Raw genomic sequence first — 22,512 nt, 5'->3', positions numbered from 1 at the left:
CACGTCCTGTCGCCGCAAGTGTGGCCCCTCGGGCCGCGATCTCGCCAGGGCCCTTGGACTCAGTGCTTCGCGGGCAGGAGGCCCATCCGGTCGTACGTCTGCGCCAGGGTCTCCGCCGCGACGGCCCTGGCCTTCTCCGCGCCCTTGGCCAGGATCGAGTCCAGCGTCTCGGAGTCGTCCAGATATTCCTGGGTGCGGGCCCGGAACGGAGTGACGAACTCCACCATCGCCTCGGCGAGGTCGGTCTTCAGCGCGCCGTAGCCCTTGCCCTCGTACGACCGCACCAGGTCCTCGACCGGGCTGCCGGAGAGGGTGGAGAGGATGGTGAGGAGATTGCTGACGCCGGGCTTCTTCTCCTCGTCGTAGCGGATCACCGTGTCGGTGTCGGTGACGGCGCTCTTCACCTTCTTCGCCGTGGCCTTCGGGTCGTCCAGCAGGTTGACGAGGCCCTTCGGCGTGGAGGCCGACTTGCTCATCTTGACCGCCGGGTCCTGGAGGTCGAGGATCTTCGCCGTCTCCTTGAGGATGTACGGAGCCGGCACGGTGAACGTCTGTCCGTATCGGCCGTTGAAGCGCTCGGCGAGATCGCGGGTCAGCTCGACGTGCTGGCGCTGGTCGCCTCCGACCGGGACCTGGTCGGCCTGGTAGAGCAGGATGTCGGCGACCTGGAGGACCGGGTAGGTGAAAAGGCCGACGGTGGCGCGGTCGGCGCCCTGCTTGGCGGACTTGTCCTTGAACTGGGTCATCCGGGAGGCCTCGCCGAAGCCGGTGAGGCAGTTCATCACCCAGCCGAGCTGGGCGTGCTCGGGCACATGGCTCTGGACGAAGAGCGTGCACCGCTCCGGGTCCAGGCCGGCCGCGAGCAGCTGTGCCGCGGCGAGCCGGGTGTTGGCCCGCAGCTCGGCGGGGTCCTGCGGCACCGTGATCGCGTGCAGGTCCACGACCATGTAGAACGCGTCATGGGATTCCTGCAACGCCACCCACTGGCGCACCGCGCCCAGGTAGTTGCCGAGGTGGAACGAGCCTGCGGTGGGCTGGATTCCGGAGAGCACGCGCGGGCGGGCGGCCGCACCGGCGCGGCCCGTCTGCGGCTGGTCCGTGGTGAGCGAAGGGCGATCAGAGGCCATGGGCCCATTGTCTCAGGTGCCCGCCCCGTCCCCGGCAGCCGGTACGGGGCGGAACGGGCGCGTACCGGCCGGAGCCTGGAGCACGCGGGCGCACGGCTGGGACGGGCCGCACCCGCGGACCGCCGGGCGTGCGACGGCGGGCGCGCCGCGTGGTGGAGGTTTCCCGGCGCGGCATCCGACCGACGATACAAAGTGGGCACCACCCTCGCCCCCACCGCACGACGAACGGAGATCCCGTGTCGACCACGGAAACCGCCATCGCCTCCGCCGAGGCGCACAGCGCGCACAACTACCACCCGTTGCCGGTCGTCGTGGCGTCGGCGGACGGCGCGTGGATGACCGATGTCGAGGGCCGCCGGTACCTCGATCTGCTCGCCGGGTACTCAGCACTCAATTTCGGCCACGGCAACCGCCGCCTCGTCGACGCGGCCAAGGCCCAGCTGGACCGGGTGACGCTGACCTCCCGGGCCTTCCACCACGACCGGTTCGCCGACTTCTGCACCCGGCTGGCCGAGCTGTGCGGCATGGAGATGGTCCTGCCGATGAACACCGGGGCGGAAGCGGTGGAGACCGCGGTCAAGACCGCCCGCAAGTGGGGCTACCGGGTCAAGGGCGTCCCGGACGGCATGGCGAAGATCATCGTGGCCTCGGACAACTTCCACGGCCGCACGACCACGATCGTCAGCTTCTCCACGGACCAGGAGGCGCGGGCCGACTACGGCCCGTACACCCCGGGCTTCGAGATCGTGCCGTACGGGGACCTCACCGCGCTCCGTGAGGCGATGACCGAGAACACCGTGGCGGTGCTGATCGAGCCGATCCAGGGTGAGGCCGGGGTGCTGGTGCCGCCGGCCGGCTATCTGCCCGGGGTGCGGGAGCTGACCCGCGAGCGGAACGTGCTGTTCATCGCGGACGAGATCCAGTCGGGCCTCGGCCGGACCGGGAAGACCTTCGCGTGCGAGCACGAGGGCGTGACGCCGGACATGTACGTCCTCGGCAAGGCGCTGGGCGGCGGAGTGGTGCCCGTCTCCGCGGTGGTCTCGTCGGCGGACGTGCTGGGGGTCTTCCGGCCGGGTGAGCACGGCTCCACCTTCGGCGGGAACCCGCTGGCGTGCGCGGTGGCCCTGGAGGTCATCGCGATGCTGCGGACCGGCGAGTACCAGGAGCGGGCCGCGGAGCTGGGCGACCACCTCCACCGGGAGCTGGGGCTGCTGGCGGACGACGGCGCGGTGGAGGCGGTGCGCGGCCGGGGCCTGTGGGCGGGCGTCGATCTCGCGCCCGCGCTGGGCACCGGCCGGCAGATCTCCGAGAGGCTCATGGAGCAGGGGGTGCTGGTGAAGGACACCCACGGCTCCACGATCCGGATCGCGCCGCCGCTGGTGATCGGCAAGGAGGACCTGGACTGGGGGCTGGACCGGCTCCGGGCGGTGCTGAGCGCCTGAGCCGGTCCGGCGGGCTCAGAGGATGACGTGGGGCAGGAAACGGGCGTACTCGTCCGTGACCAGCCCCGCGGACTCCCGGATGCCGAGCCCGGCCGCCTCGTCCTCCACGACCCACGCGCCGAGCACCACCCGGTTGCCGTCGACCTCGGGCAGCGGGGCCAGCTCCTGGTAGCAGCACGGCTCGTCGCGCAGGACGGCAGGGGAGCCGGGGCCGTGCACGTCGACCCCGGCGCCCTCGCGGCCGAGCAGCGGCTTGGACACGTATCCGGCCCCGCCCGGCCCGGCCAGCTCCCGGGGGCCGTCGAGGTGGGCCGGCAGCAGGTTCGGGTGGCCGGGGTAGAGCTCCCACAGGATGGCGAGCAGCGCCTTGTTGGAGAGCAGCATCTTCCACGCGGGCTCGATCCAGCAGGTGGTTCCGGTGCCGCCGCCGTTGTCGAGGGTGTCCAGCACCTGCGGCCCGAAGCGGTCCGTGACGAGCCACTCCCAGGGGTAGAGCTTGAAGCAGCTGCGGAGGAAGCGGAGGCGGTCGTCGACGAACCGGCCGGACAGCCGGTCCCAGCCGATCTCCTCGACGGACAGCGCCTCGGTGTCGATCCCGGCCTGCTGGGCGGTCTCGCGGAGGTACGCGACCGTCATCAGGTCCTCGCCCATCTCGTCGCCGTCCGAGTGCACGAAGTGCAGGGGCCCGGGCGGCAGCAGCGGCGCCTGCCGCTTCCAGGCGTCGACCAGCCGCTCGTGCAGGGAGTTCCACTGGTCGGCCCCGGGGAACCGTTCCTCCATCCAGAACCACTGCGCGCTCGCCGCCTCCACCAGCGAGGTGGGCGTGTCGGCGTTGTACTCCAGCATCTTCGCCGGGCCGCTCCCGTCGTACCGCAGGTCGAACCTGCCGTACACGGAGGGCAGTTCCGCGCGCCGCCGCCAGGACTCCGCGACCAGCGAGGCCAGTCGCGGGTCGGTGATGCCGAGCTCGGCGAAGCGGTCGTGCTCGACGATGTGCGCGGCGGCGGCCAGGCACATCGTGTGCAGTTCCCCGACGGTCTCCTCCAATGCCTCGACCTCCGGCAGCGAGAAGACGTAGTAGGCGCTCTCGTCCCAATAGGGGCGCAGCGAGCCGTCCGGATAGCGGGTGAGCGGGTAGACGAGGCCCTGCGCCTCGACGGTCTCCTGCCAGCCGGGGCGCGGGTCCAGGGTGCGGCGCCGCACGACGCTCAGCCTCCGCCGGACCGGGTGCAGCCGAAGCCGCCGCGGTCGACCGCGGACTTGTCGAAGCTCCCGCCCTTGACCCTGCCGTCGGACGACTCGCCGCCGTAGTAGTACGCTCCGCGGCTTCCGCCGCCCGTGCCGCCGGCCCCGCCACTGCCGCCGCTGCCGCCCCGGCACTCGTGACCGGGCAGCGTCTCGCGGGTCGTGCGGTCGGCGCACCGCCGGTCCGGCTCCGATCCGCAGGACGAGAGCGCCAGGGCGAGCAGCCCCATGCCCCCGAGCACGACCGTGCTCGATCTCAGCCGTCGCTTGTTCATGAGCAGTTCTCCCCCGTCGTACGCAAGCGGCCCCGGCTGTCCTTCCGTCGCCGGTGCCGTTCATCAGAATAGGTGGATGCCCGGCCCGGTCGGAACCCGCGACGAGCCGCCTCCCCCGCCTCGGGGGCGTGCTCCGGGGCCGGGGGCCCGTCGTCGGCGACGGGACGTCAGAAGGGGGTGCCGTACGGCTCGAAGTGCGTCACGGCGGTGTCGAGGATCTCCTCGTGGCGCGGCCAGTCGTCGGCGGGGGCGGCGACCAGCACCGCGTAGAGCCGGCCGTCGGCGGCGGTGAAGACCCGCTCGACGACCTGGCGGCGGCCGCCCGTCTCCGCGTGGTCGTACGCGTACACCAGCTCGGCCGCCTCGCCGCCCGCCGGGTTGTCGACCACACCGACGCGGACCTCGTCGAAGCCGGGGCTGCCCCTGCGCTCCGCGGAGGCGGCGCGGACCGCTTCCAGCGCGGTCATGCCCGGTTCGGCGACCCGGAAGACCTGGAGCAGCTCCGGGCCCGCGGCGGGTTTGTAGAAGACCGCGCCGGCGCTCCGCGTGCGCTCGTCCCACTCCTTCGGCACGGCGATCCGGAAGCCCTCCTCGTCGTCCCGCGTCCGGTATCCGGCCGGCGGGGCGCCGCCCGGCGACGCGGCGCCGGATACGTCGAGGGCCTCGGAGGGGGCGTCCCCGGTGCGGGCGGGGTCCGGGCCGGCCGTCTGCGCGGACCGGTCCGCGGCGACGCTGGACGTGTGGCCCCGGGCGTCGTCCCGCCGGCCGTCCTCGCCGCCCGTGGCGGCGAACCATAGCGAGGCGGCCGCCGCGGCGAGCACCGCCACGGCGAGCCCTGCGGTCAGCGGGGTGATCCGGGCACGCGCCGGCCCGGCGGCGGTCACCGCCCCGTCCGGGTCGAGGGCCTCGCCGTACGGGGCCGGAGTCCCTTGCGCGCTGTACGGGTCGGACTCCGGGTACGGGCCGGGCACCGCGGACGGGTACGGGCCGGGCCGCGCGGGCGGGTACGAGGCGGGCTCTGCGGGCGGGTAGGGGCCGGGAGGCGCGGGCGGCGGCGCCGGGGCGGCGGTGGGCGGGTACGGGGCGGGCGCCGCCGGCGGCGGGGTCGGGACGCGCGCCGGTTCGGTCTCCCAGCTCTGGGTCTCGTCGTTCCAGCGCACGCCGCCGCCCCGGGCCATCGTTCAGCCTCCCAGCAGGGCGGTGAGCGCGTCGGCCACCGCGACGCCGGACGCCAGGCTCCCGGTGAGGGCGCCGGCCGCGGTGAGCGCCGTGCGCAGGCCTGCCAGGCGGCCCGGCTCCGCCGCGCCGGAGGTCTCGATCTCGTCCTCGACGCGGACCAGTTCCGCGTCGAGGACTGCCGTGGTGTCGGAGGCGACGAACCGGGCCAGGTCGGCGCGGAGTTCCCGGACGGCCCGCAGCAGTTCGGCCTGGGCCGCGTCGGCCGGTCCCGTGTGCTGGTGCTGGGTGACGGTGTTGTGGTCGCCGACGGCGAAGGCGCTGCCGGTCACCGAGCCGATGTGCACGGTGCGCTGCGGCTGCTGGTGGTCGGGGCTCGGTCCGGTCATGTCTCTCCTGCCTTCGGCTGTCGGTCCTGGGCTGGTGCGGGGCCCTTCGGTCCACGCGGTCCGGGGACGCCCTGCTCGCCGCCGAGGCTCTTCGTCCCGGGGCTCCGGCCGGGGCCGGACGGACCGCCCGGCGGGCCGGAGCGCCTGACGTCGTTGTGGTCGCCGATCCCGATGGCGCTGTCCTTCGCGGTCCCGATGAACACGCCGCCCGCGCCGATGTTGACGATCTTCTGCTCGAACTCGTCGGTCTTCCAGCCGGCTTCGCGCAGCGCGAGTCTGACGCCGCCCGCGACCCGGTCCTCGATGCTCTTCAGATACCGGTTGACGTCCATGTCCTGGAAGAGCGACGCCGTCTCGTCGGCGCCCAGTTCCCGGACGGACAGCGCGGGGCCCTCGGCCAGCGCGCCGCTGTTCCCGGCCGTGAGCAGCTGCCAGGAACTCACCACGCCCCGCCCCAGGGTGACGATCGAGCGCACCAGCGAGGACGGGGTGCGGGAGAGCGCCCAGACGGCTTTGCCGAACCCGTTGTTGTGGTGGTGGCGGTGGGCGATCCGGTCGGCGTCACGGAACAGCGGGTGGATGGGCATCAGCACGTGGGGGGCCACTTCCAGCATCAGCATCCCGCCCTGGGTGTGGACCCGCACGAAGACGGTGACGACGACCTCCTCGTTCCAGCCGCCGACCCGGATGCGCAGGAAGTGCCGCCGGCTCTCCCCGCCCTCCTCGACGGCGCGGCCGCGGTGCGCCTCGAACTCCTCGGGGCCGTACGGGGCGTCCTCGCGCCGGGGCATGCCGGCCACCGGCAGGAAGACGCACTCGTCGATCACCAGCTCCCGCAGCCGGTCCCGGACGGCCGCCGCCCCCTCGGGCGAACCGTGCGGGGAGGGCACCCTGAGGGCCTCCAGCAGCGGCACGATCCGCCGCAGGATGCGGGCGTTGTCGAGCGGCTCCGTGGGGCCGTCCTCGCTCGGCCGGAGCTCGACCGCCAGATTCCAGGGGCGGTAGGGGGCGCCCGCGCCGCAGAACGGCTCCCGCTCGCCGTACATGATGAGCGGTGCGTGCTGTTCCCGCCGTATCCGCTGCTGGAGCCGCCGGAAGCGGGCGCCGGCCGCACGTTCGGCCGGATCGGCGGCGAGGTCGGGGAAGTTACTCCGGGACAGCTCTTCCCGCATCACCCGGGTGAACTGGCCGCGCTGGAGGCCGACCAGACCCGCGATCAGGGCGAGGAAGAAGAGAGCGGCCCAGGCGGAGCCGGTGGCGGACCGGCCGGAGGGGTCGCCGACGATCAGGGAGAGGCCCAGGTCGAAGGCGCCCGGAAACCCCTCGGAGAAGCCGCCGGGACCGGTGCCGTCCGTGCCGTACGGGCCGGACGGCACGCCCGGCTCCTCGTCGTCCGCGAAGAGGCCGAACAGGGCCTGTCCCCCCATCCACAGTCCGGCGACGAGCAGCAGGAAACGCCCGTACCAGCGCAGCAGGAAGGCCGGAACCCGCCGGTGGAAGGGAGGGGTGCGCGCGGTACCGCGGACCCACGGCGCGACGGCCAGCAGGACGGAGGGGAAGAACAGCGCGCCGACGAACCCCTGACTGACGGCCGCGCCCAGCAGCCAGGCGCCCAGGATGCCCGCCGCCCACCCGAGTTCGGCGCGGCGGGCGCGCAGCGCGTGCGCGAGGACCCGGGCGGCGTCGAAACCGGACGACGGGGCGACGACGCGCTGCTCCTGGACGTACAGCTGGTCGATGACCGCGTCCCGGTAGCCGTCGTGCAGATGGACTCCGGCGCACAGCAGCCTGCACGCCTCGCTCACGGCCGGGTGCACGGGCGGTTTCCCGAGCAGATCGCCCTGGCCCTGCGACGGCCGCGGCACGGCACTCCCGGTCACCGGCTCCTCTTTTCCCTGGCGCTGCGCGCTGCCTCACGGCCCGCAGCCGCACGGGCGCAGGGGCCGGAGATCGAAGGGGGCCAATGTAACGGGGCCAGGGCCGTCGGGCGAGGCGATTGTCGGCCACCCTTTCCGGGCCCTCGGCGGAAAACGCGAGCGTCCCCGTCGGCACAGGCCGACGAGGACGCTTCGCACTCCGAGGCCGGACGACGCCGCGGCCGCCCGGACCGGGCCGTACGGTCAGATCAGGCCGAGCTCGCGGACCGCGTCGCGCTCCTCGGTGAGCTCCTTGACCGACGCGTCGATGCGCGCACGGGAGAACTCGTTGATGTCCAGGCCCTGGACGATCTCGTACGAGCCGTTCTTCGTGGTGACCGGGAACGAGGAGATGATGCCCTCGGGGACGCCGTAGGAGCCGTCCGACGGGATGCCCATCGAGGTCCAGTCGCCCTCGGCGGTGCCGTTGACCCAGGTGTGCACGTGGTCGATGGCGGCGTTGGCGGCCGACGCCGCCGAGGACGCACCGCGGGCCTCGATGATCGCCGCGCCGCGCTTGGCGACGGTCGGGATGAAGGTGTCGGCCAGCCACGCCTCGTCGTCGACGACCTCCGCGGCGTTCTTGCCGGCGATCTCCGCGTGGAAGATGTCCGGGTACTGGGTGGCCGAGTGGTTGCCCCAGATCGTCAGCTTCTTGATGTCGGAGACGGCGGCGCCGGTCCGGGCGGCCAGCTGCGAGATGGCGCGGTTGTGGTCCAGGCGGGTCATCGCGGTGAAGCGCTCGGCCGGTACGTCCGGGGCGGCGGCCTGCGCGATGAGCGCGTTGGTGTTGGCCGGGTTGCCGACGACGAGGACCTTGATGTCGTCCGCGGCGTTGTCGTTGATGGCCTTGCCCTGCGGCTTGAAGATGCCGCCGTTGGCGGCGAGCAGGTCGCCGCGCTCCATGCCCTTGGTGCGCGGGCGCGCGCCGACGAGCAGGGCGACGTTCGCACCGGCGAAGGCGACGTTCGGGTCGTCGGAGATCTCGATGCCGCGGAGCAGCGGGAAGGCGCAGTCGTCGAGCTCCATCGCGGTGCCCTCGGCGGCCTTGACGCCCTGCGGGATCTCCAGAAGGCGCAGGTTGACCGGCACGTCGGGGCCGAGCAGGTGGCCGGAGGCGATGCGGAAGAGCAGCGCGTAGCCGATCTGGCCGGCTGCGCCGGTCACGGTGACATTCACGGGAGTGCGGGTCATGGCGGTCTCCGTTAGACAGCTGGCGGTGGGGGTCCCGGCCCCTGGTGCCGGACCCTGGTGCTGGACACCTCTCCGCGCCTCTCTGACATCTTGACGTGAAGAGACATCCGGCGGTCAGGCTATCGGACCCCGCCGCGCGGGGCCGCCCGGCCCCCTGTGGCACCGCGCACAACCGGTCGCGTACCGCACGCGCGGAAGCCGTTTCCGCCGGGGCGCACGCCTGTCCGCAGGACCGTCGCCGGGCGCACGCCCGCCTGGCGTGCCAGCACCGCGCACGCCCGTGTGCCGGGCCCCGCAGACGGGCGTGCGCTCCGGGCCCGGCGTCGCTCCCGCGGGTCCCGGAGTCACGCACGCGGGAGCCGGCGTCACTCCTGCCGGGTGGTGCACCCCCGCGTGCCGGAGGTGAGCGTCGCGCAGGCCTGCGCGTCGCCCGCGCTCTTCACGGCGACCATCGGGGTGTACGCGTCGGAGTCCCCCATGACCTCGCTGTCCTGCCCGTCCGCCTCGTCCCCGCCCGCGGTGATCCGCACGGTGTCGCCGAGGGCCGCCTCGGTGAGCCGGGCCCACGCGGCGGAGCAGACCTCGCTGTAGCGGACCTCGATACGGCTGCCGCCGACCTCGGCGCTCGACACCGTACGGGCGTACTCCCCGCCGCAGCCCATCGCCTCCGGGTCCTGGCCGACGCAGTCGTCACCGTCGCACTCGACGCCGACGGGCCGCTCCGGCGCGGCCGTGGTGGGGGCGGACGAGGGGGACACGGCGGCTTTGGCGGAGTCGTCGCCCGGCGCGAGGAGCACCGCACTGACCACGACGATCAACGCGCCGACGGCCCCCACGGACAGCATGACCGCCTTACGGCGTCCGTCGGCGGTCTTCCCCCCGGCGTTCCGGTTCGCCCGGCGCCCGCCCTGCGGACGCTGGGGGGCGGACGGCGCGGCGCGGCGCTGGGCGGGGACGGACGGCAGCCCGCCCTCACCCCGGCCGCCGCCATGGAGGTCGGCTCCGTGGACGTCGGCCGGGCGGCCGCCCGGAACGTGGCCGTACGCCTCACGACCGGGGGCCCCGGCCGCGCGCGGCGGGGCGCCGGCGTGGCCCGTCGCTGCCGGGACCTGCGCGGCGGGGCCCGCCGCGCTGTGCCGACCGCCCGAGGGCCTGCCGGACCGGGCGCCGCGGCCCGCCGCGCCCATCCCGCCGAGCGCCTCGCGGGCCTCGGTGATGCGGATGGCCTCCATCGTCATGTCGTGGCGCATCTCGGCCCGGCTCCAGGCACGCTCCGCCAGCTCCCACATCGTCATGAGGTGGTGCTGCGGGGTGTCCGTCACCTCGGCGAGGGCGACGACGGCCCTGCGCGGGGCGAGCAGTCGGCCGTTGAGATACCGCTCCCAGGACGTCTTGCTGTAACCCGTGCGGTCGGCCACCGCGTTGACGCTCAGCCCGCTGCGGTCGACGAGCCTGCGCAGCTGGCCGGTGAACTCCCTGATCTGCGGGTCGAGCTCTTCGGGCAGTGCCTTCCAACGAGGCATCGCGTGTTCCCCCCTCATGTCCCCCGGACGTGCTTGCTGTGCCCCGCTGCGGCCGGTCCCCCCCGGCCCTCGCGCCCCGCGGTCCGGGCCGACCGGATTCTTCCGGACCGCTCGGCTGGACTACCCACGAGGATGCGCGAAGCCAGGGTGTCAGTTCCTGACGAGGGGGCGCACAGGAGCGTTCAGGCCGGGGTGCGCGTCTCGACGCGCCCCGTTTCGCCGCTCTGTCCGCTCCGTGCTGCTCTGTGCGCCGTGCCAGTCTGCCATCGTTGCGCGACGATCACACCGTGCCGGAATGGTCACTTCCGTGCCACAGGCCCCAGGGGGCCCTTGAAGCCGCCCTCCGCGTCCACGACGCTGGAAGCAGGACGGGGCAAGGCCGCTCATTCCGCCCGGACCAGGATCTTCTGCTCTGGGGCCCCGATCCGTGGCGCCCGTCCCTCCTCGGGGGTGGGGACGGGCGCCGGGGGCGGGCGGCGGTGCCGCCCCCGGCTCAGCGGGCCGGGGGCGGCTTGGCCCAGCGGACCGCGAAGACGGACACGACCTAGCGGATCGTGAAGTGGACCGCGTCCTCCAGGACCGGTACGTCCAGCCAGGGCCTCGGCTGCGCGACCAGGGCGAGCAGGACGATGAGGGTGCCCATCAGCCCGTACGTGACCAGGTCGGTGAAGCGGGAACGCACCGCCAGCATGCCGACCGAGGGCACGGCCCAGCGCAGCACGGCACCGGCGATCAGTGCGCCGCCGATCAGGACGGCGCCGATGCGGAACGCCTCCTGGAACGGGTCCAGGGCCACGATCAGCAGGCCGACGCCCGCCGCGCAGAGCACGGTGAGCAGCGGCCACTGCCGGGCCGGAGCGGGCGCGTCGCCCGGCGCCGCCCGGCCGCCTCCCTCGGGACGTGCGGTGTCCCGGGTGAACAGCGGGAACCGCCGGGACCGGCGCGGCGCGGCGCCTCCGCCGGGCCCCGATGCGGCCTGCGCATCGGAGCCGCCCTCGATGCTCGCCTCGGCCCCGGTCCCGGCCCCCGTGCCGGACCCGGCTCCGGCCTCGGTGCCGGACCCGGCTGCGGCTCCAGTTCCGGTTCCGGTTACGCGCGAGGGCTCCTCGGCTCCGCGCGCAGCCCCCTCGTCACGGTCGTCGGCGCCGGCGTCACCGCCGGTCCCCGCCCCGCTGCCCGCGGCCGGGCTCGTACCAGCACCCATGACGTTCCCTCCGCGTCCGGCCGTCAGCCCGCGGCGGCGGCGTCGGCCGCCTCCGCGGCGGTCCGCTCGGCCGCTTCGACCACGTTGACCAGCAGTTGCGCGCGGGTCATCGGGCCGACCCCGCCCGGGTTCGGGGCCACCCAGGCGGCCACCTCCCGGACCCCCGGGTGCACATCGCCGACGATCTTGCCGTTCTCGTCCCGGCTGACGCCGACGTCGAGCACCGCGGCGCCCGGCTTCACGTCCTCCGGCTTGATCAGGTGCGGCACCCCGGCGGCGGCGACGATGATGTCCGCCTGCCGCAGGTGGGAGGCGAGGTCCCGGGTGCCGGTGTGGCACTGGGTCACCGTGGCGTTCTCCGACTTGCGCGTCAGCAGCAGCGGGATCGACCGGCCGATGGTGACGCCGCGTCCGACGACCACCACGTGCGCCCCGTCGATCTCCACGTCGTGCGCGCGCAGGAGCTGGACGACGCCCTGCGGGGTGCAGGGCAGCGGGCCCGTCTCGTTGAGGACGAGGCGTCCGAGGCTCATCGGGTGCAGCCCGTCGGCGTCCTTGGCCGGGTCCATCAGCTCCAGGACGCGGTTGGTGTCGATGCCCTTGGGCAGCGGCAGCTGGACGATGTAGCCGGTGCACTCCGGGTTGGCGTTCAGCTCCCGTACGACGTCCTCGATCTCCTCCTGGGTGGCGGTGCCGGGGAGTTCGCGCTGGATGGAGCCGATGCCGACCTGCGCGCAGTCACGGTGCTTGCCGTTGACGTACCACCGGCTGCCCGGGTCGTCGCCGACGAGCAGGGTCCCCAGGCCAGGGGTGATGCCCTGCGCCTTGAGGGCCGCCACACGGACGGTCAGATCGGATTTGATCGCGGCAGCGGTGGCCTTGCCATCGAGAATCTGGGCAGTCATGGCCCCATCCTCGCGGATGACCCCGCCCGCATACCAATTGCCCGCGCCTCCCCGGACGTCGGAGTGGCCCGGAGATTGCACTTGCACAACGTCTGAGGCTCCGGACTGGACAAACCCCGGCTCCGCTCATAACGATGAGGGCCGCGGTTGTACGGGGGGTGGGCCGCTGAACGTCGTCCTTCCTCCGTGTGGCCATCTCGTCCCCACGCCTGTTGAAGGAACACCCCATATGAGCTTCGGCGACCCGAACAACCCGTACGGGCAGCAGCCCGGCCAGCCGCCCCAGGGGCCGCCGCAGGGCCAGCCCGGTTACGGTTACCCGCAGCAGGCTCCGCAGGGCGTCCCGCCGCAGGGCTACGGCTACCCCCAGCAACCCGGTCAGCCCGGGCAGCCCTACGGCGCGTACCCGCAGCAGCAGCCGGGGCAGGGCGGCGGCATGCCGGAGCTGGCCCACTGGGGCCTGCGGTTCGGCGGGTTGATCGTCGACGGGCTCGTCATGATGGTGCCGTACATCCTCGTCATCATCGGTGGCGCGGTCGGCGACGCCGTCGGGGCGATCCTGGCGGTCGTCGGTTTCCTCGGCCTCATAGCCGTGGCCGTCTGGCAGCTGTACCAGGAGGGCACCACCGGTCAGACGATCGGCAAGAAGGCCGTGGGCATCCGCCTGCTGCGCGAGTCCGACGGCCGCCCGCTGGGCTTCGGCATGGCCTTCGTGCGCCGCCTGGCCCACTTCCTGGACAGCATCGCCTGCTACATCGGCTGGCTGTGGCCGCTGTGGGACCAGAAGAAGCAGACGTTCGCGGACAAGGTCTGCTCGTCGGTCGTGGTCAAGGCCAACTGACCTCTCCGGCACACCGGTGCTCACCGCGCCGGGCCGTACACGCGAAGGCCGCACCCGCNCGCCGGGTGCGGCCTTCGCGTGTACGGCCCGGGCCCGCCCGGGCTCAGCGGTCCTCGCGGACGCCCGGGAGCCGGGGCGGCTTTGGTGTCGTCCGCTCCATCACGACGAAGCTGCCGCCCCGGTGCTTGAGGCGGTAGCGCGCCTCCGGGTGCAGTTGCTCCGCGTACGCCACCGGGTCCTGGATCGGGCGGGACCAGCCGAAGTCCAGGTTGATGGCGACGATGTCGGGCGCGGTGCCCGGCGCTCCCCCGACCCAGTAGACGGTGCGGTCGGAGGTGAGGTGCGCCATCAGCGTGATGTCGGTCTCGACCCGCGCCCCGGCCGGGATGGCTTCCAGCGCCTGGCGGGCCGCCAGGGTGCGGGCGTCGGTGCGGTAGGTCTCCGGCCGCAGCAGGTCGCGCAGCGGCAGGTGCTGGGTCATCGCGACGGCGATCGCGGCCGCCACGGGCATGGCGGCCTTCGCGTACGAGGCGAGCCAGGGGCGGTGCGAGTCCCGGCTGCGGCGGACGCCGTCGGCCATCGCGAGGAACAGCACCGGCATGAGGATCGCGCTGTAGTGCCAGACCATGCCCCAGTGGTTGCTGTCCTGCGACAGCAACCGCCAGCCGAGCGTGGGGATGATCAGCAGCGTCAGCGGCGAGCGCAGCGCCATGAACGCGGTGATGCCGATCAGGAAGACCAGCATCTCGATCTTGACGGAGGAGTTGAGGAGCCCGAGGACCGAGTCGGCCATCGAGACGTCCTGCTCGCCCTTCTTGTCGATCTTCTGCCAGTAGTCGTAACGTCCCGCGCTGCTGGCCGCCGGGATGAGGACGACGAGGGTGACGACGAAGGCCGCCACACCGAAGGCGGCGAGCAGCGCGCCCTGGAGGCGGCGGCCGTACACGAAGAGCAGGAAGCCGACGACCGCGACGGTGGCGCCGAGGTCCTCCTTGACCAGGACCAGCGGCAGCGACCAGAGCAGCGCGGCCGTCCACCGCCGCAGGAGCAGCGCGCGGCAGACGAGCGCCAGCAGCGGAACGGCGAAGGCGATCTCGTGGAAGTCGGACTTCACCGCTTCCTGGATTCCCCAGGACAGCCCGTACGCGATGGTGACGCACAGCCCGGAGCGGCCGCCCAGGAGCTGCTGGGTGGTGCGGCCGACCACGACCGCGCCCACCGCGAACAGTGCGGCCTGGGCGAACAGCAGGGCCTCGGCCGAGGGCCAGAGCCAGTACAGGGGGGCGAGCAGGGCCACGATCGGGCTGAAGTGGTCGCCGAGGATCAGATAGCCGGGGCCCTTGATGTCGACGATCGGGGCGTCGAACCCGGCGTAGGCCCTGACCTCCTGTTCGAAGATCCCGAGGTCCCAGGAGGGCGAGCCGAAGCGGCCGTACTGGAGGGAGGAGTAGAGGAAGTACAGCGCGCACAGGACCGCGGCGGCGATGACGTACGGGCGCAGCGGGACCCGTTCGGCGGTGCCCCTCAGGTCGCCGCCGGGGCGTGGCGGGGGGTCGGCCGCCGGTGAGGCGTCGGGCCCCGGCCCTTGCGCGGGCAACCGTCCCGACCGGTCCGTTCCACTCTTGTTCAGCTCAAGCACGGTGCCCCCGCTGCGGTCTCTCGGGCCGTTCGGATGTCTGCGGCCGTTCATTAGAACAGAGCGGCGGCCCTCGTCCCCACGGCGGACACGGCGGGTCTCCCGGCGGGACCCCGTCGCGCGGTCTCCCAGGGGCCTTTGGCCTGCGCGGTCCGGCAGAAAGGCCGCTGGGCCGCGTCCCGGTGCGGGACGCGGCCCAGGGGCGTCGGCGGGTGCGGCCGATCGGGCCGGTCAGTGGAAGAAGTGGCGCGTACCGGTGAAGTACATGGTGACGCCGGCCTTCTTCGCGGCCTCGACGACCAGCTCGTCACGGACGGACCCGCCGGGCTGGACGACGGCCTTGATACCGGCCGCCGTGAGGATCTCCAGGCCGTCCGGGAACGGGAAGAACGCGTCGGAGGCGGCGTACGCCCCCCGCGCCCGCTCCTCGCCCGCCCGCTCGACGGCGAGCTTGGCGGAGTCGACACGGTTGACCTGTCCCATGCCGACGCCGACCGACGCGCCGTCCTTGGCGAGGAGGATCGCGTTGGACTTCACGGCGCGGCACGCCTTCCAGGCGAAGGAGAGCTCCTTCAGCTCGTCGGCCGGGAGGGCGTCCCCCGTGGCGAGGGTCCAGCCGGCCGGGTCGTCGCCCTCGGCCTGGAGCCGGTCCGCGGCCTGGAGGAGCGCGCCACCGTCGATCGGCTTGACCTCGAACGCGGAGGCCGGGGCCTCGGGGCAGCGCAGCACCCGGATGTTCTTCTTCCGGGCGAGTACCTCCACGGCGCCGTCCTCGTACGCCGGGGCGACGATGACCTCGGTGAAGATCTCCGCGACCTGCTCCGCCAGCTCGACGGTCACCGGTCGGTTGACGGCGATGACGCCGCCGAACGCGGAGAGCGGGTCGCAGGCGTGCGCGTTGCGGTGGGCCGTCGCGACGTCGTCGGCGATCGCGATGCCGCACGGGTTGGCGTGCTTGATGATCGCGACGCACGGCTCGGCGTGGTCGTAGGCGGCGCGGCGTGCGGCGTCGGTGTCCGTGTAGTTGTTGTAGGACATCTCCTTGCCGTGCAGCTGCTCGGCCTCGGCGAGTCCGCCGCCGCCCTCGGTGTAGAGCGCGGCGGGCTGGTGCGGGTTCTCGCCGTAGCGCAGCACGCTCTTGCGGACGAAGGTGTCGCCGAGGAACGCCGGGAGGCCGGAGTCGTCGTCGGCCGCGTAGCCGTCGGCGAACCACGAGGCGACGGCCACGTCGTACGCGGCGGTGTGCCGGAACGCCTCGGCGGCCAGCCGCTTGCGGGCGGTGAGGTCGAAGCCGCCCGACCGGACCGCGGCGAGGACGTCCCCGTACCGCTCGGGGCTGGTGACGACGGCGACCGACGGGTGGTTCTTGGCGGCGGCGCGGACCATGGAGGGGCCGCCGATGTCGATCTGCTCCACGCACGCGTCGTCGGAGGCGCCGGAGGCGACAGTCTCCGTGAACGGGTAGAGGTTGACCACGACCAGGTCGAACGGCTCCACGCCCAGCTCGGCGAGCTGCTCGCGGTGGGCGTCCAGGCGGAGGTCGGCGAGGATGCCGGCGTGCACCCGGGGGTGCAGCGTCTTGACGCGGCCGTCCAGGCACTCGGGGAAGCCGGTCAGCTCCTCGACCTTGGTGACCGGCACTCCGGCGCCGGCGATCCTCCCGGCGGTGGAGCCGGTGGAGACGAGTTCGACGCCCGCCTCGTGCAGGCCGCGGGCGAGGTCTTCGAGCCCCGTCTTGTCGTAGACACTGACCAGAGCGCGGCGGATGGGCTTATTCACCGACATGACCGAGATGAACCTTTCGTCCCTCAATGCGATGACCGTCACGGGCGATCCGCCCCACGGCCTCGACGAGCAGCGTGCGCTCGACTTCCTTGATGCGTTCGTGGAGGGCGGCTTCGCCCTCCGGCGTGTCCTCCTCGGTCACCTCGACCACGCCCTGCGCGATGATCGGACCGGTGTCGACGCCGTCGTCGACGAAGTGGACGGTGCACCCGGTGACCTTCACGCCGTACGCGAGCGCGTCACGCACGCCATGGGCACCGGGAAAACTGGGCAGCAGGGCGGGGTGGGTGTTGACGACCCGGCCGCCGAAGGCGGCGAGGAACGCCGGGCCCACGATCTTCATGAAGCCGGCGGAGACGACGAGGTCCGGCCGGTGCCCGGCGACGTGCGCGGTGAGCGCCTCGTCCCAGGCTGCGCGGGTGGCGTGGTCCTTGAGCTTGCACACGAACGTGGGGATGCCCGCCCGCTCGGCGCGCTCCAGGCCGCCGGTTCCCTCGCGGTCCGCGCCGACCGCGACGATCCGCGCCCCGTATCCGGGGTCCTCCGCGATGGCGTCGAGCAGGGCCTGGAGGTTCGTACCGGAGCCGGAGACCAGCACGACCAGCCGGACGGGGGCGGCGGAGGAGGGCGGGGAGGCCACGTGGGGGGCCCTTTCTCGCGTGATGACCGCGTGGTGACGCAGGTGCGGGATGTGCGGGGGATGCGGCGGCGTGCGTACGGCGCACATTTGTACGGTCGTACGAAAGAATCGCTTCGCCCGATACGGGGAACCCTACGAACGAGCCGACCGTCAGCAACGATACCGGCACACCCGACGGCCCCCACGGGACGGGGGCGGGGCCGGGAGGTAGCGTCAGGGGACAGCGCACCGTCCACCGGGCGGACGAACCGCCCTCCGGGCGGACATGACGAGATGGGGAAGACGTTCACCACATGCCGGACCGACGCCGTCGCACCGCCTTCCGCCTCCCCCTGCCCGAGCGGGCCGCCCCGCTGATGCGGGAACGCCCTTCCTCTTCGCCGGACTCCTCCGCGGGCCCGCCCTCCTCCCCTTCCGGCTCCGGCTCCGCCCCGGCCTCCGGCTCCGCCGCGAAGCCGGAGGACGACAACCCGTTCGCCGCACCGCCCGCGGACCGGCCGGACCAGCCGTGGCAGCCGCGCCTCCCGGCCGGGTCCGGCGGCGACGGCGGCGAGGACTCCGGGCCCGGTGACGGCTCCTCCTCCGGTGGCCGCTCCGGGTGGGGCAGCCAGTGGAGCAGCAAGCAGCCCGGCCGGGGCAGCGGCGGTTTCGGCGGCCGGCCCGGCGCGAACGGTGCGGGAGGCAAGGGCGGGCCGGGCGGCGGCCCGGCCGGGCCCCGCTGGGACCCGACCGACCCCACCCAGCGCCGCGCCCGCTATGCGTTGCTCGGCGGCATGTGGGCCTTCTTCTTCGCGCTCTTCGACTTCCCCGAGATCGCCCTGCTGCTGGGCGCGCTCTCGGTGTACTGGGCGGTCAGTGCGCTGCGCGCCCCGCAGAAGAGCGCCTTGGCGACGGACTCCACGGCAGACGACGGCACGAGAGCGACCGCTCCCGCGACCGGGGACGACGTGGGCACGGAGGGCGGCGTCCGCCCCGGCCCGACTCCCCTGTCCGCCGCCCCCCGCAACGTCAGCAGCAGGCAGCAGACCACGGCGGCGGTCAGTGGTCTGGTGACGGCCCTGCTGGCGCTGCTCATCGTGGTGACGTCGTACACCGTGCAGCTCGTCTACCGCGACTACTACACGTGTGTGAACGACGCCCTGACCAAGACCGGCGCGCTGGCCTGCAACGAACACCTGCCGAAGCCGCTGGAGCCGCTCTTCGGCGTCAAGGAGTGACCTCCGCGCCGGTCGGCTCCCCCCGGCCCGCCTCCTGACCGGGCCCACCGACCCGGCCGGGAGGCAGGTGCACCGTTCACGTCGTCCGTCAGGAACAGGCCTGGAGGACGACCGGGCAGCGGGATGACGGGGCCAGGCCGGCCGGGGCCGCGGGGCCCGGCCCGCCGCGGAACTCAGCCCGCCGGGGCCCCGCCGGAGGGCGGCCCGTCCCCTCCGGCCCCCCGGGACTCCTTCTCGTGCCAGGGGTCGGCCGGCAGGAAGTCGTACGGCTCGAACCCTCCGCCGTTCCGCCCGTCCCCCGCCGGGGAGAGTGCTGCGCCGGGGGCCGGGACGGAGGTCGCGGCCGAGCCTCCCGGCACCGCCGTCCCGCGGTCGCCGCCCTTCCCCACGCCGCTTCCCGTACGCCACGGCGCCCACCAGCGGCGCGACCGCTGGACGGGGACCTTCTCCCCCCCGGCGGCCGACTCGGAGGACTCAGGCGCTTCGGAGGCCTCGGGCTTCTCCGGGAGGGCGGACTTCTCGGGACACCCGGGCTTCCCGGAGCCCTCAGGCGCTTCGGGGGCCTCGGGCGCTCCAACGGCCTGCTGACCGCCCCCGGCCCGACGGGCCGGCGCAGGGGCGTCCCGCTGTTCGGCCGTCGTCGCCGAGGACGCCTCGGGCACGCTCCCGCGCCACGCCGTCCAGCCCGGCTCGCGCAGTCGCCACGCCCGTAGCAGCAGGGCCGCCGGTACGCCGACGAACCCCGTCCACGCCATCGCCGCCGGACCGGTCAGCCACCACACGGGCCCGAAGGCGCTGAGCACGCCGGTGCCGAGAGGGCCGCCCGCGACCGCCGTGAGCAACGCCGTGCCCGCACCGCACCCCGCCGCGGCCGACAGGGTCACCAGCACCGTCTCGCGCGGGCTCCAGGCCCGTGCGCGCGGGACGCCGACGGGCGCCGCCCTGCGGACGGTGAACCAGGCGACCGCCAGCGCCGCCGCCGCCGGCACCGCCAGGGCCGCCCCGTTGAGCGCCGAGCCGGGGCCCTGCGCGGGCAGCGCGGCCAGCAACGGGAACTCGGGCGCCGCCGGGGCCCCGTCAAGACCCAGCAAAGTGGCCGTGGCCCCCGTGCCCAGCGAGAAGCCGGGCCCGAGCCCGTACGAGGCCCCCCACAGCGCGGCGTTCGGCACGAGCGACACGGCGAGCAGCAGGACCGCGCACCTCCCCGACCAGTCGCCCGCGAGCGCCAGGAACGAGTCCTGCGCCGCCTCCGCGTTCCGGCCCAGGGCCACCGCGACCAGCAACGCGCCACCCCCGAGCAGCACCATCACCCCGGCCGCGGCCGACCGGCACACCGCCTCGGCCCGGTCGCGGAAGAGCGTGCGCGCGACGGCCTCCTGAAGCGCCAGGGGCGACCAGGACGGCATCGGGCCGAGGGGCCGCCCGGCCGCCGACCACACCCCGGCCGCCGCCGCTCCGGCCACCACCAGCGCTGCGGGGAACGCCAGCGCGTCCGGCTCCACCCGCAGCGAACCACCTCGCGCGTAGGCCGCCGCCCCCGCCATCACCAGCAGATAACCCGCCGTCACCGCACAGAACGCCCTCGCCGGCGAAGGCCGGGCCCGCCCCGCCTCCGCCACCGCCGCACCGCGTGCCGCACGGTGCGCGAGCCAGACCGGGCCCACCACGAGCAGCAACGGCACCATCGCGACAGGGGCGGGACCGCCCGCGAGGGCGCCGGTGCGCACGAGGCCTGCGCCGTGCGCGAGCAGCCAGATTCCGGCCGCGGCGCGCAGCGCGCCGTCGGGTCCGCCGTCCGGGAACGGGGAGCTGATCCACAGCACTGTGCCCAGCACAGCCAGCGCCCCGAGGCCGAGCCCCGCGGCGACGACGCCTCTGGCCAGCGCGGAGGCCAGGACGGCCGTCCGGTTCTGCTCGGCCGGCGCCTTCGGGCTGCGATGCGTCATCTGGGTCACGCGGCCATGCTGCCAACGACACGCGCTGATATCGCGTAACGCACGAAGAGCCGCTGTGTCGCTCAATATACGTTTATGTACTTTTTCACCCCGTGCAGCGCCGCCGGGGGTCACCCATGACCCGGAGCACCACCGACGAGGCCGCCGCGCCGCCGCTGCCCTCCCCCAAGGAGCGGCGCAGACTGCGTGAGGCGAAGTCGCTGAGCGAGGAGCAGGTGGCGGCGGCCGTCGGCGTCACTCGCGCCACCGTGCGCTCCTGGGAGACGGGGCGCACGAGCCCGCGCGGACGAAAGCGCGCCCTGTACGCCGAGCTGATCAGCCCGGCATCGACCGTGGGAGCCATCCCGGAGAAGCCGCCACGGCGGGCGCGGAAGGGGGCGCGGGCCGGTGCGCGAAACGGAAAGCCGACGCCGACGCCGACGCCCGCGATGCCGCCTTGCGCCCCGTCGCCTTCCGCGAGACCGACGACCGCTCCCGCCTCGGCCATGCGGGCGAAGCCGGAGCCGTGCCGACCGGACGTGGCGGGGGAAGGCACGCGTCCGCGCGCAGGCAGCGCCGCGGAGGCGGACCGGCGGACAGGGGCGGGGGCGGGAACAGGAGCGAGGGCGAGGGCGAGGGCGGAGACCAGGGCGTCGGGCGCGCCGACGAGCACCCCGACGAGGGCCGGGGCAGGGGCCAGGGCGGGGGCCCCGGAAGGAACGGGTGCCAGGACCAGGGCGGGAACCGGGACGGCAACCGCCGCCGGGGCCGGGGCAGGAACCACCGCCGGTACCGGGGTGGAAACCCTTGCCCGGGCAGGCACGAGGCCCGAGAGCCCGGCCGGCGAGCCCGGCGCGAAAGCGGCTCCGGGGCCGGCGGCCGGGCCGGTCACCGTACCCGGCACGGTCACCGCCCCCGGGCCGGGCACGGTCACCACCCCCGGAGCCGGAGCGGAGCCGCCCCCCGGCTTCGAAGCCGAGCCGCCCCTTCGGCCCGGCACCGGAGCAGAGCCGACCCCCGGGACTGGCACCGGAGCGGAGCCGCCCCCCGGCCTCACCACGCGGGGCGCCGAGGAACCCGGACCGGAGCCCGCTCACTCGCCCGCCGCCGCCTTCGACGACCTGTACGCCCGCACCGCCCCCGCGCTCGTCCGGCAGACCTACCTGCTGACCGGCCGTCGCGGGCTGGCCCGCGAGTCCGTGGAGCGCGCCTTCCAGCTGGCCTGGCATCGGTGGCCCGAGGTGGCCGTCGACCGTGACCCGGCCGGCTGGGTGCGCGCGGCGGCGTACGAGTACGCGCTGTCCCCCTGGCACCGGCTGCGCCGCGCGCACCGGCACCCCGACGCGCCGCCCACAGAACCGGGAAAGCGGGCGCTGTTCGACGCGCTGATCGACCTGCCTCCGGCCTACCGGCGCACGCTGCTCCTGTACGACGGGGTCGGCCTGGACCTCCCGGAGACCGCGGCGGAGACGGAGGCGAGCACTCCGGCCGCTGCGGGCCGGCTGATGACCGCCCGCGCCGCCGTCGCCGAACGGCTGCCGGAACTGGCGGACGCCGGTTCACCGGCCGAGCAGTCCGCCCTGCTGCACGACCGGCTCGGTCGGCTGGCGCGCGCCGAGCACGTGCCCGTGCCGCCGCCCGCGATGACCGTGCGCACCGGGAGCGAGAAGAAGGCGAAGCTGTGGACCAGGGCCGCCATCGCCTTCGCGGCTCTCCTCGTCGGGGCGACCGGGCTGACCCTGCACACCGCGCCCACGCACTACGAGCAACCGATCTCCCCCGCCGAACGGGTCGGGGGCGTGCCGCCGCGCGGTGGCCCCCAGAAGCTCACCGCCCAGGACCTGGAGTTGCAGAAGGCGCTCCGCGAGCATGTGGCCCACGGGCCGGAACGACTGGTTCCGCAGGCGCGGTGAGGCCAGCGCCTCCCAGGGGCGAGGGGCCGGCGCCGCCACCGCCGGCCCGGCAGGGCAAGGGCGGCGCCAACGCCGGCCCGGCAGGGGCAGGGGCGGTGCCCTGGCTCTGCTGCCGGGGGAGAGCAGTGGCGGGGGCGCGAACGGCGCGGG

At 74.2% G+C, this 22,512-nt stretch carries 18 protein-coding genes and 1 pseudogene; 5 read left to right on the top strand and 14 right to left on the bottom strand.

Annotated elements, in window-relative coordinates:
* Positions 1-59 precede the first annotated feature (59 nt).
* Positions 60-1,052, bottom strand: coding sequence for a tryptophan--tRNA ligase (trpS, locus tag V9U70_RS19935; RefSeq protein ID WP_419724005.1), 993 nt, complete (start codon positions 1,050-1,052; stop codon positions 60-62).
* A 311-nt stretch (positions 1,053-1,363) separates the two neighbouring features.
* Between trpS and rocD the strand changes: the two genes are divergently transcribed.
* Entirely contained in the window at positions 1,364-2,569 is a 1,206-nt protein-coding gene (gene rocD, locus V9U70_RS19930; RefSeq protein WP_336677074.1) for an ornithine--oxo-acid transaminase, read from the top strand.
* A 15-nt stretch (positions 2,570-2,584) separates the two neighbouring features.
* Here rocD and V9U70_RS19925 read toward each other — a convergent pair whose 3' ends face one another.
* From V9U70_RS19925 to V9U70_RS19885, 9 genes are all read right to left on the bottom strand, one after another.
* Complete coding sequence (locus tag V9U70_RS19925) at positions 2,585-3,772, bottom strand: glutathionylspermidine synthase family protein (protein ID WP_336677072.1); 1,188 nt, start codon at positions 3,770-3,772, stop codon at positions 2,585-2,587.
* A 5-nt stretch (positions 3,773-3,777) separates the two neighbouring features.
* Positions 3,778-4,089, bottom strand: coding sequence for a hypothetical protein (locus V9U70_RS19920; RefSeq protein ID WP_336677071.1), 312 nt, complete (start codon positions 4,087-4,089; stop codon positions 3,778-3,780).
* 167 nt (positions 4,090-4,256) lie between these two features.
* A complete protein-coding gene (locus tag V9U70_RS19915) occupies positions 4,257-5,267 on the bottom strand; it encodes a DcrB/PsbP domain-containing protein (protein ID WP_336677069.1) in 1,011 nt (336 codons plus the stop codon).
* A gap of 3 nt (positions 5,268-5,270) precedes the next feature.
* Positions 5,271-5,654 (bottom strand): hypothetical protein, encoded by a 384-nt coding sequence (locus V9U70_RS19910; RefSeq protein WP_336677068.1) that lies wholly within the window; start codon positions 5,652-5,654, stop codon positions 5,271-5,273.
* Positions 5,651-7,534 (bottom strand): hypothetical protein, encoded by a 1,884-nt coding sequence (locus V9U70_RS19905; RefSeq protein ID WP_336677067.1) that lies wholly within the window; start codon positions 7,532-7,534, stop codon positions 5,651-5,653. Before V9U70_RS19905 ends, V9U70_RS19910 begins: the two co-directional genes overlap by 4 nt.
* 240 nt (positions 7,535-7,774) lie before the next feature.
* Positions 7,775-8,764, bottom strand: coding sequence for a malate dehydrogenase (locus tag V9U70_RS19900; RefSeq protein WP_336677066.1), 990 nt, complete (start codon positions 8,762-8,764; stop codon positions 7,775-7,777).
* A 365-nt stretch (positions 8,765-9,129) separates the two neighbouring features.
* Entirely contained in the window at positions 9,130-10,287 is a 1,158-nt protein-coding gene (locus V9U70_RS19895; RefSeq protein WP_336677065.1) for an XRE family transcriptional regulator, read from the bottom strand.
* 544 nt (positions 10,288-10,831) lie between these two features.
* Positions 10,832-11,491: a DUF3017 domain-containing protein gene (locus V9U70_RS19890; RefSeq protein ID WP_336677064.1), complete on the bottom strand. Its 660-nt coding sequence runs from the start codon at positions 11,489-11,491 to the stop codon at positions 10,832-10,834.
* A 23-nt stretch (positions 11,492-11,514) separates the two neighbouring features.
* The gene (locus tag V9U70_RS19885) at positions 11,515-12,396 is read right to left on the bottom strand and encodes a bifunctional methylenetetrahydrofolate dehydrogenase/methenyltetrahydrofolate cyclohydrolase (protein WP_336677062.1); all 882 of its coding nucleotides are present in this window, start codon (positions 12,394-12,396) and stop codon (positions 11,515-11,517) included.
* 229 nt (positions 12,397-12,625) lie between these two features.
* Between V9U70_RS19885 and V9U70_RS19880 the strand changes: the two genes are divergently transcribed.
* Positions 12,626-13,237, top strand: a complete 612-nt coding sequence (locus V9U70_RS19880; RefSeq protein WP_336677060.1) for an RDD family protein — start codon at positions 12,626-12,628, stop codon at positions 13,235-13,237.
* A 103-nt stretch (positions 13,238-13,340) separates the two neighbouring features.
* Here the strand turns inward: V9U70_RS19880 and V9U70_RS19875 are convergent, their stop codons facing one another.
* The 3 genes from V9U70_RS19875 to purN form a co-directional block, all read right to left on the bottom strand.
* Positions 13,341-14,876, bottom strand: coding sequence for a DUF2079 domain-containing protein (locus tag V9U70_RS19875; protein WP_336677058.1), 1,536 nt, complete (start codon positions 14,874-14,876; stop codon positions 13,341-13,343).
* A gap of 228 nt (positions 14,877-15,104) precedes the next feature.
* The gene (purH, locus tag V9U70_RS19870; protein ID WP_336677056.1) at positions 15,105-16,658 is read right to left on the bottom strand and encodes a bifunctional phosphoribosylaminoimidazolecarboxamide formyltransferase/IMP cyclohydrolase; all 1,554 of its coding nucleotides are present in this window, start codon (positions 16,656-16,658) and stop codon (positions 15,105-15,107) included.
* Positions 16,645-17,298, bottom strand: coding sequence for a phosphoribosylglycinamide formyltransferase (purN, locus tag V9U70_RS19865; RefSeq protein ID WP_336677054.1), 654 nt, complete (start codon positions 17,296-17,298; stop codon positions 16,645-16,647). The genes purH and purN overlap by 14 nt, the downstream gene beginning before the upstream one ends.
* Positions 17,299-17,591: 293 nt before the next feature.
* Here purN and V9U70_RS19860 point away from each other — a divergent pair, with 293 nt between their 5' ends.
* Positions 17,592-18,515 (top strand): hypothetical protein, encoded by a 924-nt coding sequence (locus V9U70_RS19860; protein ID WP_336677052.1) that lies wholly within the window; start codon positions 17,592-17,594, stop codon positions 18,513-18,515.
* Between the two features lie 173 nt (positions 18,516-18,688).
* Here V9U70_RS19860 and V9U70_RS19855 read toward each other — a convergent pair whose 3' ends face one another.
* Positions 18,689-20,461, bottom strand: coding sequence for a cell division protein PerM (locus V9U70_RS19855; RefSeq protein WP_336677517.1), 1,773 nt, complete (start codon positions 20,459-20,461; stop codon positions 18,689-18,691).
* 125 nt (positions 20,462-20,586) lie between these two features.
* Here V9U70_RS19855 and V9U70_RS30615 point away from each other — a divergent pair.
* Together V9U70_RS30615 and V9U70_RS19845 are read left to right on the top strand one after the other, a co-directional pair.
* Positions 20,587-20,794, top strand: a pseudogene (locus V9U70_RS30615) (helix-turn-helix domain-containing protein); the annotation flags it as partial.
* A 452-nt stretch (positions 20,795-21,246) separates the two neighbouring features.
* On the top strand, positions 21,247-22,362 hold the full coding sequence (locus V9U70_RS19845) for a SigE family RNA polymerase sigma factor (protein WP_336677049.1): 1,116 nt from the start codon (positions 21,247-21,249) through the stop codon (positions 22,360-22,362).
* Positions 22,363-22,512 lie beyond the last annotated feature (150 nt).

Origin of the sequence: Streptomyces pratensis (assembly GCF_037137275.1) — a bacterium.
GTDB lineage: Bacteria > Actinomycetota > Actinomycetes > Streptomycetales > Streptomycetaceae > Streptomyces > Streptomyces pratensis_B.
Note: the sequence above shows the minus strand (reverse complement) of the source record. Positions and strands in the feature narration are given on the sequence as shown.